Source organism: Bradyrhizobium guangxiense, assembly GCF_004114915.1.
In the GTDB taxonomy this organism is placed as follows: domain Bacteria; phylum Pseudomonadota; class Alphaproteobacteria; order Rhizobiales; family Xanthobacteraceae; genus Bradyrhizobium; species Bradyrhizobium guangxiense.
Map to the genome: position 1 here is coordinate 871,234 of NZ_CP022220.1, position 15,592 is coordinate 886,825.

The 15,592-nt window shown below is 59.3% G+C and carries 17 protein-coding genes; 4 read left to right on the forward strand and 13 right to left on the reverse strand.

All coding sequences use genetic code 11. From position 1 onward, the window contains the following. Nucleotides 1–80 precede the first annotated feature (80 nt). Both X268_RS38585 and X268_RS38590 read left to right on the forward strand, forming a co-directional pair. Nucleotides 81–401 (forward strand): putative quinol monooxygenase, encoded by a 321-nt coding sequence (locus X268_RS38585; protein ID WP_128930039.1) that lies wholly within the window; start codon nt 81–83, stop codon nt 399–401. A gap of 83 nt (nt 402–484) precedes the next feature. Then, the gene (locus X268_RS38590) at nt 485–1,516 is read left to right on the forward strand and encodes an aldo/keto reductase (protein WP_128930040.1); all 1,032 of its coding nucleotides are present in this window, start codon (nt 485–487) and stop codon (nt 1,514–1,516) included. Between the two features lie 146 nt (nt 1,517–1,662). On the opposite strand, the gene X268_RS38595 is transcribed toward X268_RS38590, so the two are convergent. The 10 genes from X268_RS38595 to X268_RS38640 all read right to left on the reverse strand — a co-directional run bounded on the left by X268_RS38595 (nt 1,663) and on the right by X268_RS38640 (nt 10,802). Beyond that, nucleotides 1,663–2,559, reverse strand: coding sequence for an aldose epimerase family protein (locus tag X268_RS38595; RefSeq protein WP_128930041.1), 897 nt, complete (start codon nt 2,557–2,559; stop codon nt 1,663–1,665). Nucleotides 2,560–2,617: 58 nt separating this feature from the next. After that, nucleotides 2,618–3,352 (reverse strand): amino acid ABC transporter ATP-binding protein, encoded by a 735-nt coding sequence (locus tag X268_RS38600; RefSeq protein ID WP_128930042.1) that lies wholly within the window; start codon nt 3,350–3,352, stop codon nt 2,618–2,620. Further along, nucleotides 3,336–3,983 carry an amino acid ABC transporter permease gene (locus X268_RS38605; RefSeq protein ID WP_128930043.1) on the reverse strand — a complete coding sequence of 216 codons (648 nt, stop codon included), beginning with the start codon at nt 3,981–3,983 and terminating at the stop codon, nt 3,336–3,338. Before X268_RS38605 ends, X268_RS38600 begins: the two co-directional genes overlap by 17 nt. A 15-nt stretch (nt 3,984–3,998) precedes the next feature. Further along, nucleotides 3,999–4,682: an amino acid ABC transporter permease gene (locus X268_RS38610; RefSeq protein ID WP_128930044.1), complete on the reverse strand. Its 684-nt coding sequence runs from the start codon at nt 4,680–4,682 to the stop codon at nt 3,999–4,001. Between the two features lie 34 nt (nt 4,683–4,716). Further along, on the reverse strand, nt 4,717–5,514 hold the full coding sequence (locus tag X268_RS38615; RefSeq protein WP_128930045.1) for a transporter substrate-binding domain-containing protein: 798 nt from the start codon (nt 5,512–5,514) through the stop codon (nt 4,717–4,719). A gap of 354 nt (nt 5,515–5,868) precedes the next feature. Next, nucleotides 5,869–6,663 (reverse strand): shikimate dehydrogenase family protein, encoded by a 795-nt coding sequence (locus tag X268_RS38620; RefSeq protein WP_128930046.1) that lies wholly within the window; start codon nt 6,661–6,663, stop codon nt 5,869–5,871. A gap of 17 nt (nt 6,664–6,680) precedes the next feature. Beyond that, complete coding sequence (locus X268_RS38625; RefSeq protein WP_128930047.1) at nt 6,681–7,154, reverse strand: nuclear transport factor 2 family protein; 474 nt, start codon at nt 7,152–7,154, stop codon at nt 6,681–6,683. 4 nt (nt 7,155–7,158) lie between these two features. Next, a complete protein-coding gene (locus X268_RS38630; protein ID WP_128930048.1) occupies nt 7,159–7,887 on the reverse strand; it encodes a ribonuclease activity regulator RraA in 729 nt (242 codons plus the stop codon). A gap of 138 nt (nt 7,888–8,025) precedes the next feature. Then, complete coding sequence (locus X268_RS38635; protein WP_128930049.1) at nt 8,026–9,132, reverse strand: mandelate racemase/muconate lactonizing enzyme family protein; 1,107 nt, start codon at nt 9,130–9,132, stop codon at nt 8,026–8,028. 17 nt (nt 9,133–9,149) lie between these two features. After that, on the reverse strand, nt 9,150–10,802 hold the full coding sequence (locus X268_RS38640) for an IclR family transcriptional regulator domain-containing protein (protein WP_128930050.1): 1,653 nt from the start codon (nt 10,800–10,802) through the stop codon (nt 9,150–9,152). Between the two features lie 293 nt (nt 10,803–11,095). Between X268_RS38640 and X268_RS38645 the strand changes: the two genes are divergently transcribed. Then, the gene (locus X268_RS38645) at nt 11,096–11,683 is read left to right on the forward strand and encodes a type IV toxin-antitoxin system AbiEi family antitoxin domain-containing protein (RefSeq protein ID WP_232995553.1); all 588 of its coding nucleotides are present in this window, start codon (nt 11,096–11,098) and stop codon (nt 11,681–11,683) included. Between the two features lie 218 nt (nt 11,684–11,901). Here X268_RS38645 and X268_RS38655 read toward each other — a convergent pair whose 3' ends face one another. The 3 genes from X268_RS38655 to X268_RS38665 all read right to left on the reverse strand — a co-directional run bounded on the left by X268_RS38655 (nt 11,902) and on the right by X268_RS38665 (nt 14,105). Further along, entirely contained in the window at nt 11,902–12,492 is a 591-nt protein-coding gene (locus tag X268_RS38655; protein ID WP_128930051.1) for a mobile mystery protein B, read from the reverse strand. Beyond that, nucleotides 12,489–12,941, reverse strand: coding sequence for a mobile mystery protein A (locus X268_RS38660; protein ID WP_128930052.1), 453 nt, complete (start codon nt 12,939–12,941; stop codon nt 12,489–12,491). Before X268_RS38660 ends, X268_RS38655 begins: the two co-directional genes overlap by 4 nt. Nucleotides 12,942–13,187: 246 nt before the next feature. After that, complete coding sequence (locus X268_RS38665; protein ID WP_128930053.1) at nt 13,188–14,105, reverse strand: LysR family transcriptional regulator; 918 nt, start codon at nt 14,103–14,105, stop codon at nt 13,188–13,190. A gap of 239 nt (nt 14,106–14,344) precedes the next feature. Here X268_RS38665 and X268_RS38670 point away from each other — a divergent pair, with 239 nt between their 5' ends. Further along, the gene (locus tag X268_RS38670; protein WP_347341926.1) at nt 14,345–15,580 is read left to right on the forward strand and encodes an MFS transporter; all 1,236 of its coding nucleotides are present in this window, start codon (nt 14,345–14,347) and stop codon (nt 15,578–15,580) included. Nucleotides 15,581–15,592: the final 12 nt, after the last annotated feature.

The window sequence follows — 15,592 nt, forward strand, 5'->3', positions numbered from 1 at the left end:
TGACGACCGGCGGCTTATTTCTTGTTTCTTATCGGTCGGCATATGCCGCGACCGTCTCTCCGCTCTTGAGGTAGAAAGCCATGTCAGGAACTTTAGCCATCGTCGCGCGCTTTGTCGCGAAGGCGGGTTGTGAGGAGGAATTGAGGGCTACACTACTAGAGGCTGCGGCAATCGCCCTGGCGGAGGAGCCTGGCTGTCGTCGCTTCGAAATCCTGCAGGCGGTTAATCCTGATGGCGTGGTGCTGCCGGATACTTTCATGTCCAATGAACTCTTCGACGACTACGAGGCCGTCGAGGCGCACCGTAACTCCAGGCACGCTCCCGTCCGCAAGGCTCGGATCCGTGCTCTTGTGTCGAGCCAGACCCGGATCGAGATGGGCGCTGTGATTGATGAAGTCTGATGACGCTCCCCCGAGATCGAGCATCCAAAATGAGCCGCTTTGCAACGAGGCAAGCACAGGGTGCTTATGGCTAGGACAATGTGATGGAACATAGGGGTGTCGGCCGTTCAGGGCTGAGGATCCCAGCCCTGGCCTTTGGGACAGCGACTTTCGGCGGTGGGAACGAGTTCTTTCGCAAGTGGGGCACGACCGATCTATCGGAGGCCCGACGGCTCGTCGACATATGCCTCGATGCGGGGCTGAATCTCTTTGACACCGCCGACGTCTACTCGATGGGCGCGGCGGAAGAAATCCTCGGAAAGGCTCTGGGCTCACGCCGATCGCAGGCCCTGATCGCCACCAAGCTCGGCTACCGCTCGCATAGCGGGCCGAACGGAATGGGGGCGAGCCGGCAGCACATCATAATGGCGTGCGAGGCCTCGCTGAAGCGACTTGGCTGCGATCACCTCGACCTGCTGCAACTCCACGGCTATGACGAAAATACACCGATCGAGGAAACACTGCGCGCCTTCGAGGAACTGATCAAGGCCGGGAAGGTCCGCTATATTGGGGCGTCTAACTTCTCCGGATGGCAGCTGGCCAAGATGGCCACCACCGCTGACTGGCTTGGCTTGCCGCGCCCCATCTCGCATCAGGTCCACTATTCCTTGCTGTGCAGGGACTATGAACACGAATTGATGCCCGCGGGTTTCGATCAGGGCATAGGCGCCATCATATGGAGCCCGCTATCCGGCGGCAAGCTTAGCGGCAAGATCAGCCGTGACCGGCCGCCGCAGGCCGACAGCCGAGCGGCGAAATTCGGAGGCCTGACCGAGCGCGACGCCAAGCTCTTTGACATCGTGGATGCGCTCAACGATATCGCGCAGGAGCGCGGGACAAGCGCGTCTCAAGTTGCGATCAATTGGCTACTCGCCCGGCCAACCGTCTCAAGTGTCGTCATTGGCGCCCGCACGGCCGAACAGCTCGTTGAAAACATCGCAGCCCTCGACTGGCAACTTTCCATCAAGGAGGTGGAGCGCTTGAACCAAGTGAGCGCCTCGCCAGCACCCTATCCCTATTCACATCAGTCTATGTTCCCTGAATTACTTCGTCCGCTCAGCGGAATCTCTCGGTAATGCATGCAACTGGCAGGCTAGGGTCTCGCAATGTTTGGCACTTTCGAACAATGCTCGCCTGAACGGTCCATCCCTGCCGGGGCGCGGCGCTTGCAAAGGGAGACCAAATGTCCGACGCCATCCGCAGCTTTGACCATCCGCGGCTATCAACTCATGGAAATCACAACAGAGCCCTTCAGCTCGTCTCCGGGTTCCAGAATCACAGTTCCAGTGTCAGCACAACCGCGAGCGAACAGGTTGAACCCGTCCGCAACGTGGCTGACGGGCTCTGCGCATAGATGTGCGGCATCAGCGGGCCGATGCAGCACAAAATGCGAAAATGCAGGATCCCCTCGCATTTCAATCCGATCACCATTCGAGCGGTGAATAACGCAGAGCCCGCGCCATCCACTGCGATAAAGCGTCACCTCACCGGGCGGCAATGAATCTGCTGTGGGCCCGGCAGAATGGGCATCCGGCAGCGCGGCGAGATAGTCCGTCGTCACGGCCCAGTCGATCGGTGCGTCAAACTCTATGTTGTCATCGACTTGGTGCTCGAAATAGGGATGCAGGCCGATTCCACCCGGCATCGGCGTCTGCGCCTCGTTTCGAAGATTGAGACAAAATATGGCACGCGAGGGTTCAAGTTCGACCTTAAGAGTTGCGCTGAACGCCCAAGGCCAGTCGGCGCCTCCCTTGTGCGAGTATCGCATCGTCACCTGCGATGGCGTCAGCGAGATCGTCTCCCAAGGCATCCTGTGCGCATGCCCGTGCAACGTATGCGGCAGCGCGTCGGGATGGGCCGCAAGCTCGTACCGCTTACCCTGGAAGAGAAGAACCCCATCCCTCACGCGGTTGCTATAGGGGACGAGGGGATAGATACCACCCTTGGGCCAGCGCAGTAACTGAGCGGGCTCTACCCCGGCCGGGAACGGACGCAAGACCCGTCGCGGCAAGCCGCTACCCTTGCTGCTGCACAGCTCGAGAGAGGTCACGCGTCCGCCAGCGGACGCCGAGAAGCCAAGTCGAGCCGCACCGGCCGTCAAAAGCTGGTTGGTGATCATAGAACGCCATTCAAACCATTTGAGATGGACCGTTTGAGCGCCCGTTCACTGCCGCAGCTTAATGCTCAGCTGATTCGGCGACGAACGCCGCCAGCTCGGGCGTCGCAGGCATCCGCAGGATGTCCGACGATCCCATTTCGTGCACCTTGCCATCGCGCATATAAATGACGCGGTCCGCCACCTTGCGGGCAAAGGCCATTTCATGGGTCACCAGGATCATGGTCATGCCGTCGGCCGCGAGCTGCTCCATGACACGCAACACTTCTCCCGTAAGCTGCGGGTCGAGCGCTGAAGTCACTTCATCGAACAGCATCAACTTAGGCTCCATGGCAAGGCTGCGGGCAATGGCTACGCGCTGCTGTTGCCCGCCGGAAAGCTGTTCCGGATAGCAGTCCATCTTCTCCCGCAGCCCCACTTTGGCGATCACAGTATCCGCAATTTCGCGGGCCTGCCGCTGCTTCATGCCTTTTACCATGCGCGGGGCCAACATGATATTTTCGGCCACGGTCAGGTGCGGGAAGAGGTTATAGCTTTGAAAAACGATTCCGACATCGCGTCTCAAAGACTTCAAGTCGATGTCGTCATCATGGAGCTCGTGGCCGCAGATCAGCATCGAGCCGCCTTGGATGGTCTCCAGGCGATCCATGCAACGTAGCGCCGTGCTCTTGCCCGATCCGCTCTGGCCGATGATAGCGGCGACTTCGCCCCTGTTCACCTCAAAGGTGACACCTTTAAGGACTTCCAGCTCGCCAAAGCTCTTGCGCACGTCCTTTAATTCAACGATTGGCGACATTGAGTTTCCTTTCGAGGGCTCTGCTTTGAACCGACAGCGGATAGCAGATCGCAAAGTACATCAGGGCAGCGATGCCGAAGTAGAGAAACGGCTCAAATGTTGCGTTGTTGATGATCTTTGCGTTGTAGGAGAGCTCGGCGTATCCGACCACAAGTGAGGCGATCGATGTGTTCTTGACGATCTGGACCAAGAAGCCGACTGTCGGTGGAATGGCAATGCGCAGAGCTTGCGGCAGGATGACAGCCCTCATGCGCTGCCAGCGCGTCAGGCCGAGGCACTCTGCGGCTTCCCATTGCGGCTTCGCCACCGCCTGAATGCAGCCGCGCCAGATCTCGCCCAGATAGGCGCTGCTGTAAAGTGTGAGCGCGAAGGTCGCTGCCGTCAGCGGAGATAAGGAGTCGTAGCCCAAAATGCTCGGCCCGTAAAAGCACAGACCCATGAGGACGAGCAACGGAAGTCCCTGCATGATCTCGATATAGGCCGCCGCCCCGCGCGAAATCGCCCAATTCCGCGAGATGCGTGCCAGAGCGACGATGAAGCCGGCGATGCCGCCAAACAGGAAAGTTAACAGGCTCAATACGACCGTCGCCCATAGCCCCTGGAGCAACGAGAGAATGTAGGCGCTATTCATCTGCTATCTCCATGCTCACAGCGGGGTTCCGAGCTTGCGGCGGCGAGGAAACATCGCAAGCCCGAGGAGAGCAAACCCCCCACGTACCAGTATGGCGAGACCTAGATAGATGCCGCCGAGCACGACGAAGATTTCGAAATTGCGATAAGTCTCGCTCTGGATACGGTTAGAGATCCCGAATAGCTCCTCAACGCCAACCGAGGACACGATGCTCGAGGCCAGCATCAACAGAACATACTGGCTCGACAGCGCCGGATAGACGCGCTCCAGCGCTGGCCGAATAATCACATGCAGATAGGTTTGGGTGCGCGACAGTCCAAGGCAGGTCGCCGCCTCAAGCTGGCCGCGATGGATCGATTCAATGCCCGCACGCACGATCTCAGTCGTATAAGCTCCGATATTGACCGTCAGCGCGATGGTCGCACCAACCAGGATGGGCAACCGAATTCCCATGCTCGCAATGCCAAAGATTAGGAAGTAGCACTGCACGAGCAGCGGCGTATTGCGGATGAACTCCACATACAAGGAGACGATCCAACGGGCCCAGGTTGGCCCGCCGGTCCGGACCACGGCGCAGGCACCACCTAAAAGGATGCCGAACACCGTGCAGAATAAAGTGAGCCGTAGCGTCGTCCAGATACCCTCCAACAGGAGCGGCCAATAAGCCAGCACGGCTGCGAAGTCGAAATTGTAAGTCATAGGACTTTGCTCGTTTCAAGGGCCGTAGGCCATGTCATTGAGACGCGGCGATGACTTCCTGGGGCAGGTCGGCGCCCTGAAACTTCTTGAAGATCGCTTGGAGTTTTCCGTTGGCGATGTTCTTCTTCACCCAGCTGTCGACCCATTCCTTCAGATCCGTATCCTCCTTACGCATGCCAACACCCATAGGCGCGGTCCGAAGCGGCAGCTTCAGCTCAAGCTCTTTGGCCGGGTTCTTCTTATTGATCAGGTCGACAAGGGTCGGCACCTGCGCGACCAAGTCAAGCTGGTTGGACACGACCGCCGTCATGGTCGTTGCTTCATCCTCAAAGCGCACGATTTCCGCATCTCGCGGGGCCGCCGCAGTCACATCCGCATCGTTCGTCGTGCCGCGCGTGACGGCAATGCGCTTTCCCGACAAATCAGCGAACGTCTTGATCTGCATGCTCTTCGGTGCTGCCACATAGGACGTCGCTCCAGAATATGGCAGCGAGAACGCGATCAGCTTCTTGCGCTCATCAGTGATCGACAAGGCCGAAAGGACTGCGTCTGCGCGATGCGACATCAGGAAAGGAATGCGATTGGCGCTGTTCGTCCCCACGATCTCCATCTTCACGCCGAGATCGGCAGCCAAGAGCTTAGCTGTTTCGACTTCCGAGCCAGTGGGATTGAGGTCTTCGTCCTTGAATGCCCAGGGAGGGACACTGAGATCGACGGCGATGCGAATGATACCCGCGGACTTGATCTTCTCAAGCGTCCCGGCTGTCGCTGTTTGCCCCAAGAGGGCCAGCGAGACAACAGCAGCTGTCAAAACTCTAGCAAGAGTCTTCATTTTCAATCCTCCCGATGGCAATTGACTGTTCGAATTAGAGCTACGCCCAGATTTTCGGCTAGAAGAGGTCGATTCGGACTCGGTATTCGGAGCGCATCCGCTTCCGCCCCGGCGTTATTCTCGTCGCGGCGGTGCCAGGCAGAGCGACCACTCAGGGAGCAGGCGGCGATCGATTCCTTTGGCCCGACCGCCTCGATGGCGTTCGCAAGTGTCTCCTCCAGAGTGCCAAGTATTGTTGTTATGATTGCGCGAAACGTTAGCGAGCGCGGCTTTCAACGTGAAGCCCGTCTTTCATTGTCCGCGAGAGATCGTCTCACTTCGTGAGACTGTCGCCGTTAGTGAGCGGTCTGATGCTCAATGACCAGAGGTCATGAAGGAGAACAGAAGCGCGATCTGTCCATCCAGCATGTGCGTGCCGTCTCGCGTGGCGCAGCCAATCTTGGCTGCCTCCGACAGGAGCCTTGTCGGGACCGGATCGGTGATAACGTCGGCAACGATCATGTGCGGCGCAAGTTGAGCGGGATCGACTGGTAGCGGGTCGCCGTCCCGCAAGCCTGCCGACGTCGCATTGACGACAATATCGCAATCGCGAGGAACGGCAGTATCGATGGAGACCTTGCCTGGATATGCCTTACTAAGCCTGTCAAACAGGCTGTTCTGGTTTGACGCGTCGAGGTCGTGGAAGGTCAACCGGCGGGCGCCTTCTTCGAGCATGGAGACGCCGATCGAGGAGCCTGCACCGCCCGCGCCGACCATGAACACGTTTTTGCCGGCGATGGCATGGCCCGCCTTCTTCAATCCGGCAGTCAGACCGGCACCGTCGAAATTGTCGCCGAGCCAGCGGCCGTCCTGTTCTCGTCGCATGGCGTTGATCGCCCCGAGGACCTTGGCGCGATCAGACAGGCGGTCGCAATGCGCGATCGCCCCGAATTTGTGTGGCAGCGTGATAAGAATACTGTCGATGTTGAGCATTGCTTTGAGGGCCGCCAGAGCCGTGTCAAGATTGCCTCTCTCGACCTGCAGCGGCACCAGCACACCGTCATATCCGGCATCCTCCATTCGCTTGGTCAGCCAGCCCGGTGCCAGCACCTGCGAAATAGGCGAGCCTATTAGCGCATGAACGCGTGTCTTTCCGGTCAGTGAGGTCATGAACAGGCCCGGGCGCTTCAGGACAATTTGGGCGGAGGCGAGGGCGGCGCCATGGCATAGCCCCTGGCCTCATAGTCGAAGTCATGCAGCTTGTTGACTGTCTCGGCCTTGTTGACGGGAGAGGCATAGTAGGCCCGGATCTCGGCAATCCGTGTGACGTCGTCGTTGAAGACGTACCATTCATCGCCGCGCAGCACCTCACCAAGGGCCGTCTTCCAATGGGTCCATTCGATCACCGCTTCGTGGCCGTCCGAGCTGGCCAGAACCTTCTCAATGGTCCAGCGCGATCCCATCGTTTTGACACACCAGACCCAGCCGTCGGCTATTGCCTGAGCGCCGCGCCAGGGCGCACCAGGCAGGCCGGGTGGGAAATAGTGGACAGCATTGCTCGTGAAGCAGTCCAGCAGCGCCTGGTGATCGGCATCGTTGCAGGCTTGAAAGTATCGGCGGATCAAGGCCTCCGCCTGCGCGGCTTTCGTGAGCGCACCCATCGCTTTACTCCGCCGCTCGCCGGGCTCGCCATTCCGCGTATTCCTTCAGCGTTGCCTCGTTCGGCGGGTAGGTGCCCCAAAGAGGCGCGCCAGCATCGATCTTGGTGAATAGAAATCTCTCGCGCAGCTCCTGCTCATGAGACTCCTCCGCCACCTCCTCGGCGATGGCACGTGGGATGACGACGACGCCATCGCTGTCCCCGACGATGATGTCGCCGGGGTAAACGGCAACATCGGCGCAGCCGATTGGCAATTGCATGTCAACCGCGCGATGATAGGCAGGGCGCGTCGAGGCCGTGTTGGCCCTGCAGTAAGCGGGAAACGCCATTTTTGAGATTTCTGTCCCGTCGCGGAATGCGCCGTCGGTAATGGCTGCCGCAACGCCCTTGCGCATCATGCGCGTCATCAACATGTTGCCGGCCGATGCGGCACGCGGGTCGTTGCGGCTGTCGATCATCAGGACTTGGCCTGCACCAATCGCCTCCACGGCCTCCCACTGCATATTGTCCTCACCCCGCTTGCGGAGATCAGAAAGATCCCAGTCCTTGTCTTCCCGCGAGGGAATGAAGCGCAAGGTGAAAGCCTCCCCGGCAAACGCACCAGCGCTCGGATTGAGCGGCGTGATCCCAACCAGGAATTGCTGACGATAGTTGCGCTTGAAGAGCTGCGTGGTCAGCGTCGCTGTCGAGCAGGCCTTCAGCTTTTCGAGGGTTTGGGAAGCAATCGGAGCCATGCGTATCTACCTCCAAGAACGGAATCTAAACCAGCGCAAGCAGTGCAATGCTTGCCTTCAGGCATCACCATAGCGGCAGCAGTGCTCGGCGGAAGGCCTATCAAGCTCGCAGCGAGTGCGCCGTCTCACATGTTGAGATCAGGTGCGGGGAGCGTAGCGCTTGAGGACATCGAGATCTGGTTCAAAGCCGATGCCGATGCGATCAGATGCGCTGACACCCCCCTTCCCCGGCTTCGGTGTGCTCGCGAGCCACACTTCAGGGTCGACGAACAGGAACTCGATCAGCGTCTTCTCCTGCATCAAAGGCAGCATCGCCAGGGTCGCAAGATATCCCGGCCCGAAGTAAGGCGTATGTGGCATGACGCTCTTACCGTGTCGCTCGCATGCGGCCAAGATCTTGACGAATTCGGAGATCCCGCCGACTTTTGTCATACTCGGCTGTGGATAGGTAACAGCGTTGATGATCCGCATGAAATCAAAGGCCGTGCTGGCGTTCTCACCGCTGCCAACGGGGATTGCGGCCTTCTCAATCTCCTCCATACTCTTGTAGTCGTCGGGCGGGAATACCGGCTCCTCCACCCACAAGGTGTTGCAGGCGCGGAACGTTTCTCGCAAAGCGATCGTCTCCTGCATGGACCAGGCGCAATTGGCGTCAACCATCAGCGCGACACCGGGCCCGATGACCTCGCGCGCGTGCCTGATTACATCCGGGGCGATCTCGTGAAGCTTGATGTGCCGGTAGCCGCGCTCGAGCGCCCGCTTGCATTGCTCAGCGACGAGGTCCTTGTCGCCATACCTGACGAGGCTCGCATAGGCCGGCCGGTGCGTCGGCGCATTCGCCCGGAAAAGCCGCCATAGCGGCACGCCCTGCCGTTTCGCCTTCAAGTCCCACAGCGCGATGTCGACCCCTGACAGCGCGAACATGGTTATGCCGTAGCGTCCAAAGAGATGAAGTTTCTTTTGCACCTCCAGGTTCCAGGCAGCGATATCGTCGATGGCTGCCTCGGTCACAAACGGCGCGATCATGTGATCGACGGCCGCGCGCACCGCCTCCAAGCAGAAATAGGCAAAGGCATCGCCCCAGCCGACATGCCCATCCTCATCTTCGATACGAATCAGCACCATGTCGAGGCGATGCCAGCGGGACGGCGTGCCGCCCGTGCCCGGGCCGCCATCGGCGAACGGAATGCGCACCGGAAAGGTTTGCAGTGAGATGATCTTGGGTACGGTGTTGCTTTGGGGCATAATGCGAGTGGCCTGGGTCAAAGCCTTGCGACTGGATCGGCGAGGCCGCGCTCGCCGACATCGATCGACAGGAGGTGTCCCGAAAGAGGAGCATTGGCGAGGCTTTCGCGCGACAGGCCGGTGCGGGCACTGGTCACGAAGAGCTCGGACAGGGAGGCTCCTCCAAACGCGATACCGGTTGGTCTTGGCACGGGGAGGGCGACGGTTCGCTCAATCTCTCCGCTCTCATTAAGCTTCACGACGCTCCAGCCGTCCGACAATCCAACCCATGGGTTAAATTGCTCGTCGACGGCGAGGGCGCAAGGAGCGCCCGCGACCTTCGGAATATCGGCGAATTTTCGCTTTCGCGCCGCCTTTCGCTCAAGCAGATAGACGCATTGACGCGATGGCTCCGTCGCGAACAGGCCGGCATCACCGCAAAAGGCGATGTCGCTCACCTGGCCTTGCACTTCGAACACCGGTTCCATCCCCGATTGCCGTCGCCACGGTCCAACCAGGCTTATGTTGGCCTCGGCGCTGTAGGCTGCTGCCCAGATCTCACCAGCCTCCGAGACGCGCAGCACTTTGAAGGAAATACCCGGCTTTCCTTCAATGCGCTCCTGGCCGCCCGATAAATTGTCGATCACGATGTCATGGCCAACTGAATAGGCGACGCCGCCCTCGACAAGGCACAGCGAGTTGATGCCCTCAGAGAGCGCCTGCAGCGAGACGGTGAAGGGATGCCCGCCGTCGGCGCGGATAGCAGGCGCCAACAGGTCGGCCCAAACCAAGTTCTGCGCGCGCGCATCCCAGCGCGGCGCCGCGCCCACAAAGGCTGTGCTCTTCGTCCAGACCTTGTAATTTCCCGGATCATGCCGAGCGCTCTTGATGGCAGGTGCGAGCAGGCTCGAAATCCGTCTTGCGACATCAACGAGCTCTTGCCCTAATCGTTCGGCGCGCTCGGCGGTGATGCGAAAAGTCGGGCCGGCCACGCTGATGGCCGCAAGCGGTTTGCCGGCGGGATCGAGAATAGCCGTTCCGACGCAGCGGGTGCCGAGAACTATCTCTTCGTCATCGATCGCATAGCCGCGCGCACGGACGATGGCCAGATGTGCCTTCAACTGCTCGCCGTCACAAATCGTCTTCTCGGTAAACTTGGCAAGCCCGTCGCGGACCACCAAGTCGAGTTGCGCGTCGGAGAGATGAGCGAGGATCGCCTTGCCCTGGCTTGTGCAATGCATCGGTTTAAGCGCGCCGAGCCTCGCATTGGATCGCTCGGAATGTGCGCTCTCGAAGCGGCCGAGCGAGAGCACGTGGTGACCGTCTTGAACCGCGAGATAGGCGGTCTCACCGGTCAAATCGCGTAAGCGCCTCAACTCTACGGACGCAATTGACGCAAGGTCAGACGACGACCAAGCATTCTGTGCAAGATCGAGAAAGTTGAAACCAAGCGTGTAGGCCTGGGTGCGCGGATCTGCCCGGATCAGTCCACGCGAGATCAGCGCCGCAAGGATGCGATACAGGGTCGCCCTGGGGATGCCCGTCTGGTCCGCAAGACGCGCCTGGTCGAGGACGCCGGGTGATCTGCCGATCAGCTCGAGAATATCGCAGGCCTTTCCCAGAAGCGCCGTCCCGGCGACATTCTTAGGATGGATCAGCTCCGGCGACCACTCGACTTCGTGTTCAGACATGGCCCAATTTTAGGTTCACGAGACGAGACCATCCAGCCTGTCGCAGGCTTGGTGCGCCTCATCCAGCCGGGTTGCCCACATGGTGAGACCCGGAGGGGCAGATTCCGAGCCAGTGAAGCGAGGGGTTATGTGCTTGGTTTCAAAAAGGCATTTGTCTTGTGGGAACGTCGCATTGATATAACTCCTTGTGCAAAATCTTGACACTTGCAAGGTTTTGTATCATGCGGGTTTCCATGAGGAAGCAACCACAACGCCAGAGGGATAGGGCGATCTCGCTTCTTCAGAAGCGGGGCATGATGCGCCTTTCTGAATTTCTCCAGGAAGGGATCACGGCCGCAACCATTTCCCGAATGGAACAGAAGGGCACGCTCAATCAGCTCAGCCGCGGCCTTTACCAGCTACCCGATGCACTGCTCGACAGTAACCACTCGCTCGCAGTTGCTGCGAAACTCATTCGAAACGGCGTCATCTGTTACGAGTCTGCGCTCGCCTTCCATGAGCTGACAGACCGCATCCCGCCCTATGTATGGATGGCGATCGGTCCGCGCGACTGGCGGCCCAAGATTGCGCGGCCTCGCATTCAAATTACGCGCTTTGGTCCCAAGGAGTTTGACAAGGGGATCAAGCATTACACCATCGAAGGGATCTCGGTACCGATCTACACACCGGCCAAAACTATCGTCGATCTCTTCAAGAGCGGCCAACGTCAAAAAGCCTTCTACAACGTCCCCACAGGCCTTGCGCACGCCACGCAAGCGATGAAAGACGCGATCAGACTGCGCAAAGCGACACCCTCCGAAATCGCAAAATACGCCGCCGAAGCCGGCATATGGGACAAAATCGTTCAGCCGCGCCTTGAGACGCTGACCTTGAATGCGTAGGCCGCTGACGAATGTCGGAGCATCCATCCGTGGCCGCCTGCTCAATCTTGCAAACAGCGTAACGAGCCTTTCGATCTCTTGCTCACACAGTATGCGTTCGAACGGCTGCTCTACAGGCGAAATCTGCGGATCCCTGCTGTTGATTCCGACGTAGACCGAGTTAGCTAAGGAAAGCGCCTTGGTTTAGTTAGGGTTTGCCCGATGGTGGGCCGGGCATTTTATGATCGCGCGAAAGCGATGAGGGGCCCGAAATCATGGTTGTCGGCAGCCTGAAGCGCTGCAATGTAGGCCCTGCGTGCGGTGCCGGCTGTCTGCAAGCCGGCGGCGCCCCATGTAAAGCGCCGGCCCCCAAGCTGCACGATCAACAAGTCAGCAGCCAATCGTGACCAGCGACCGTTGCCGTTTGGGAACGGATGTACGGATACGAGGCGGTGATGGAAGCGAACCGCAAGTTCGTCCGGTGGATAGGTGTTGTTCTCAATCCAATACCTTGCGTCGTCGAGCACCTGATGCAGCGAAATTTCGATCAGATGTGGCGCGACACCAAGATTGCGCTCCGTCGTTCGAAATTTTCCAGCCCAGCGCCAGACGCGTTCGAACATGCGCCGATGCAAACTCTTGAGAAAACTTTCCCGCGTCGGAACCTTGCGGCGGCCAAACGCCCAGCGGTTTGCCGTCGCGATGTTCTGCTGCTCCAGTTCGTTCAACTCGCTACGTAAGGTAATGTGCGTTGGGATAAGATCTTCGCGCTCCTGAGGGGTCAGCGGTGTCGCGTGATCGTCGGCGGCATGCAGATCAGTCTCAGTCATTCGTCGTCCCAGAGGCGCGCGGGGCGTTTCAACAAATCCTCGATCGCTTGTTCCCGAAGCGCGCGGGCAGCCTGATTGTCCTCCCCCGCTTGGTCCTCGAGCCGCATCGTTTGCTCGATAGCTCGTGATTGCCGCTCGGCGACCTCAGCAGCTCGCTTGGTTACAACTTCTGCGAGGGGGCGGTCGGGTACAAGCACATAGACCAGCCTGCAGCCGAGGGCCTCGGCCGCGCGTTGAAGCGTATTGAGGGTTACGCTGCCGCCTTGCTCGGATTTTTCGAGTTCCACGATGCGTGGCTGCGAAACCCCCAGCCTCTTGGCATATTGGGCGGTGGTCATGCCGAGGGCGTCGCGGATCGCGCGAATCCAGCCCTTGGGAGGGCGCTGGGAGTGCGAGAGCGCTCGGAGCGCGGCAAAGCGGCTGTCGAGATGCCGGATAGCGTCTTTCATCCGATAAGATATACCATATAACGAGCTGATAAATCTATAAGGAATACCATATTAATATTTCCCGCGGTAATAAGCTTTTTCTTATAATACACAAGGTTGACAATAAGATAAATCTTATCGAAGTGACGCAGGGCCTTCACTACGACCTTTCGTCAACCATTTAACATCATTGCAGAAGTAAGCGACGAGCCACCCCAGGGCGGCGGTGGCGGACCGAATCCGGGTCCGCGTTCTGGTTAGTGGCCTCTAGGGCTGCAGCTGCAAGGGCCGGCGGACACCGCTGCCCTCGTCCCGAAAGGCAAGCTCGCGCAGGCGCGGTAAAACAGGATTGCGATTGTCACTTCTCCAGATGGCGTGCAATTCAGCAAAGATAGAGCGCCCAAAGCGGATAGGCCGAAACACGACATTGTCGAAGCAGGCATTGCGGGTCTCTCCGGGAACAATCGCAAGACCCAACCCCGTGCTGACCAGCGCGAGGATGGCTTGTGCCTGGCTCATCGACTGCACGACATTCGGCCGGATGCCGGCGGCTCCAAACGCCATGGTCAGCAGCGAGTTCATGTAGGGGCCAGCGCTCGAATACATGATGAAGGGTTGCCCATCGAGCTGCTCAAGCTCGGGCCGGCGCCGCCCCGCGAGCGGGTGATCGAGTGGCAGGGCGAGCGCCAGCTCCTCGCGGAACACGCATGCGCTTCTGACCGTCTCGGCCGTCTGCAATGGGCGCACCAAGCCGAAATCGATTTGCCCTGATTTGAGAGCTTCGAGCTGCTCGCGCGAGGTCAGCTCGACAAAGCTTGCTTCGATGTGCGGTAGTTCGCTGCGCAAGCACGAGGCAAGCCAAGGCAAATACCCGTAAGTTGTAGCCCCCACGAAGCCGATCGTCAGGGCACCACCAGCCAATAAGGCTGCTTGTCGCGCAGCCTTCACCGCATTCTCCCGTTGCTGAAGCAGCCCTCGCGCTTCAGAGAGAAACGCCCTTCCAGCGACGGTCAGCTCAACCGACCGGCTCGTTCGCTCAAGCAGCGTCACATCGAGCTGTTGCTCGAGCATCTGGATGTGCCGGCTGAGTGGCGGCTGAGTCATGTTGAGGCGCTTGGCCGCTCGCCCGAAATGAAGCTCGTCGGCAACCGCAACAAAGGCACGAATTTGTGCAAATTCGATCATTGATAACTTTAAGGTATTAGCTCGATCCAAAATTGAGTTTAGACGTGAATTGATCCTGCGTCTAGGTTGGGCTCCGTGATCGGCGAGAGATCGATCCGGGAAAACCTCGACGGGAGGATCGTATGTCAGGGAGCAGAGTGGCGCGCTTCCAATTTCGTTTCGTGATCTTGGCACTCATCACGATGTTGCTGGCACTAAGCAGCGGCGATCGAGCGACGCTCTCGATCGCGGGCCCCAATATGTCCAAGGCTCTTGGCATCAGCCCGGTCGAACTCGGCTGGATGTTTTCCGCTTTCGCATGGGCCTACGTGCTGGCTCAGGTGCCCGCTGGCTGGATCACGGACAAGCTCGGCGCAAAGCTCAGCATCCTGGTCGGATTGATCCTCTGGTCGGTCGTCACGTTCCTGATGAGCGGCGTGGCCTGGCTCGCCTATCCGTTTCTGGCCATGCTCGCCTTGCGCTTCCTGCTTGGCGTGTTCGAATCTCCAGTCGGGCCGGCTGCTGGGCGCATCATCGCTGCCTGGTTTCCATCGAGCGAGCGCGGCATTGCCGGCGCGATCTTCAACAGCGCGCAATATGTCTCCCTCGTGATCTTCACGCCTTTGATGGGCTATCTAGATCATCGCTTCGGCTGGGAGCACATCTTCACTGTGATGGGCGTCCTAGGGCTCGCATTCTCCGCCCTCTGGTTCGTCACGTACTATCCGCCTGCTCAACATCCAAAAGTCGCGCCAGCTGAACTCGATCACATTCGCTCTGGTGGCGGCCTTGTCGACCTCGGCGCAGCTCCTGTGCGCTCCGCCGAGCGCGGTCCAAAATGGTCGGATCTGGCCGAAGTCTTCCGCAGCCGCATGCTCGTCGGCATCTTCCTCGCGCAGTACGGCATTACATCCATCACCTGGTTCTTCGTCTCCTGGTTTCCGAGCTATCTCGTCAAGGCCCGCGGCTTTTCGGTACTCGACGCAAGTTTAGTGGCGACCATCCCGGCCATCGCCGGCTTCGTTGGCGGCGTCATGACCGGCTTCTTCTCAGATTGGCTTCTTCGCAGGACCGGATCGCTAAGCACCGCGAGGAAGACGCCGATTACGATTGGTCTGTTGATGACGATGCTGATCATCGGCTGCAATTACACAGACTCCACCACGTTGATCCTAGTCCTGATGAGCGCCGCCTTTTTCGGCAAGGGCTTTGGATCGCTAGGTTGGACCGTAGTGGCCGATACCGCGCCAAAAGAAGTCATCGGGCTGACCGGCGGCGTCTTCAACGCGATCGGTAATACTGCCGGCATCACGACCCCGGTTGCGATCGGCTACATCCTTGCAGCGACCGGATCCTTCAATGGCGCGCTGCTCTATGTCGGCCTCCATGGCCTACTCGCCATTATCAGCTACTGGGTCATCGTGGGCCCGATTCAACGTGCCGTCATTCAGGAAAGGCCCGAGCTTCCTCGCGCTGCGCCAATACCAGCCGAATAGACGCCGGGCCGC